3 protein-coding genes are annotated in these 2,161 nt (G+C 36.0%); all 3 read left to right on the top strand.

The genetic code is table 11. From position 1 onward, the window contains the following. A partial coding sequence (locus tag COZ07_RS02800; RefSeq protein ID WP_406607073.1) for a hypothetical protein occupies positions 1–467 on the top strand: 467 nt, incomplete at its 5' end. 59 nt (positions 468–526) lie between these two features. Then, entirely contained in the window at positions 527–1,474 is a 948-nt protein-coding gene (gene nadE / locus COZ07_RS02805; protein ID WP_406607074.1) for an NAD(+) synthetase, read from the top strand. Positions 1,475–1,578: 104 nt separating this feature from the next. Beyond that, positions 1,579–2,043 (top strand): aminoacyl-tRNA deacylase, encoded by a 465-nt coding sequence (locus COZ07_RS02810; RefSeq protein ID WP_406607075.1) that lies wholly within the window; start codon positions 1,579–1,581, stop codon positions 2,041–2,043. The last annotated feature ends 118 nt before the right edge of the window (positions 2,044–2,161 follow it).

Consider the following 2,161-nt stretch of genomic DNA (forward strand, 5'->3'; position numbering starts at 1 on the left):
ATGAAAATGAGGAACCAGTAGAAATTACCTATATCCTGGATATTAAAATAGATCCAGAGAAATCCCAGAAGGGCGAGGAAGTCTATGAAGTTTCTTATACTACTAAAGGGACTTTAACTAAAGATAAATTAGGCCAGGAGACTGCCTTTGGGTTAGGGGGAGCTTACGGAATATCCTTAAATATGTTAGTCATCAATCCTGCCTATGGTTTCTTTTTTAGCCAGATGGATTTAAAGGTAGGAGAAAAGATGAGCTTCTTTGGGGCAGGGATAATCAAGGTAACCGCCATGGAAGAGATTGCCGGTAGATCAGGATTTGTCTGCCAGCTTTTTAGTCCCGAAGAGGAAGATAAAATACTGGCTGAATGGGTTATTGACCCAGAATTAGCCTTACCTTTAAGAAGTAAAACCTATGGAGAGGAAGGAATAGAAGGTGAAATTGAACTTTTAAACTATACCCAATATTAGCCAATATTATAAAACCGAATAAAAAATATTAAAAATATTTAAAACGGTAACTAAAGAGAATGAGCGATAATATTCTTTTGGAAGAATTGAAAGTTGAAATGAGGATTGAACCTGAGAAAGTATCTCTTTCTATAGAGAATTTTATCCGAGAATATACCGAAAAACTAGAAAGAGAAGGGCTCATCTTAGGGCTAAGTGGAGGGATTGACTCCAGCGTTGTTGCGGTCTTGGGTCAGCGGGCACTTAGCCCTCAAAAAGTTTTAGCTTTAATTATGCCCGATCAGGATTCTAAAAAAGAACATCTCAAAGACGCCCAGGATTTGGCTCAAGAATTATCCATCCCCACCAAATTAATTGATCTTACTCCTTATCTTCAAGAAATGAGGATTTATGCCTTATCTCCCTTTAATAAAATTCCTGTTTGGGGAGGATTAAAGGGGAGGGTAATTAAAGAATCCTACCAATTTTATACCAGAAAGACCGGAGAAATTCCTTTTTCCGCTAGTCTTTTAGGTTTTAAAGATAAAGCCTTTAAAAGTTATCTGGAAAAGAGCAATGCCTATTATCGGATAAAACATCGTCTTCGGATGGTCTTACTTTATCTTTATGCCGAATTGGAAAATAGATTGGTAGTCGGAGCGGCCAATAAAAGCGAATATCAGATTGGATTTTTTGTCAAACATGGCTGTGATGATGCCTCTGATATTATGCCCCTTCTTAATTTATATAAAACTCAGGTAAGAGAATTAGCTTGCTATCTAAATATCCCCTCCAGAATTATTCAAAAGCCTCCTTCACCTGATCTTATTCCTGGGCTTACTACTGAAGAAGCTCTGGGAATTTCTTACGAAAAGATGGATTTAATTTTATTAGCTTTAGAAAAGGGTTGGGAAATTACGGATATAACCAAAGCTTTAGAGATAAAAGAAGATAAAATAGTGGATATTCAGAATTTAATGCAAAAATCAGAGCATCTGCGTAAAATATTTATTCCTAAAAATGAGTAAAATCTTTCCATTACCATTATAATCAAGATGGGTATTAAATAATTTTTTAAGGAGAATTTAAAATGAATGATGGGAAATCAAAATTAAAAGCGGACCAGACAACAATGAACCCCTACGAAGAAAAAATTAAACAATATATTCAAGATAATCATCTTCAAGCCGAGCATCTTTCTTTTACAACTTCCTGTCATTCAGTAGAAGATGCCGCAAGATCTGTTCATACTTCAGCGGAAGATTTTGTAAAAAATATCTGCCTAATAGATCAGCAGGGGAATCTAATTGTGGCTATTGTGAAGGGAGAAGATAGAGTAAGTTTAAAGAAAATAGGAAAAGCTCTGGAAATTGAACCGCCCCGCACGGCTAATCCGCCGGAGATTCTGGAAAAAACCAACTATATCTGTGGCGGAGTTCCCTCCTTTGGTTATTCGGCTACTTTTTTAATTGACCCCAAAGTAATGGAAAAAGAAATGGTTTATTCCGGAGGCGGTTCAGAAAATTCTCTGATTAAAATTTCACCTCAGGAATTGCAAAAAGCTAATCAAGGCCAGATAATAAAAATAAGAAAATAAAGAATAATAAGAGAATCGAAAAAATAATTAGACCTTTATCTCTAGCGGTAACCTCAAAAAAAATAGTCAAAAGAGTAGGACAGAGAACCGCCGGGAAGAAAATGATGAATGCCAATAG

Source organism: Candidatus Infernicultor aquiphilus (assembly GCF_002784285.1).
Classification (GTDB): domain Bacteria; phylum Atribacterota; class Phoenicimicrobiia; order Phoenicimicrobiales; family Phoenicimicrobiaceae; genus Infernicultor; species Infernicultor aquiphilus.

Excerpts from the sequence above, each read along its gene's own strand:
- nadE (WP_406607074.1), top strand. The coding sequence starts at position 527 with ATGAGCGATAATATTCTTTTGGAAGAATTGAAAGTTGAAATGAGGATT.
- COZ07_RS02810 (WP_406607075.1), top strand. The coding sequence starts at position 1,579 with ATGAACCCCTACGAAGAAAAAATTAAACAATATATTCAAGATAATCAT.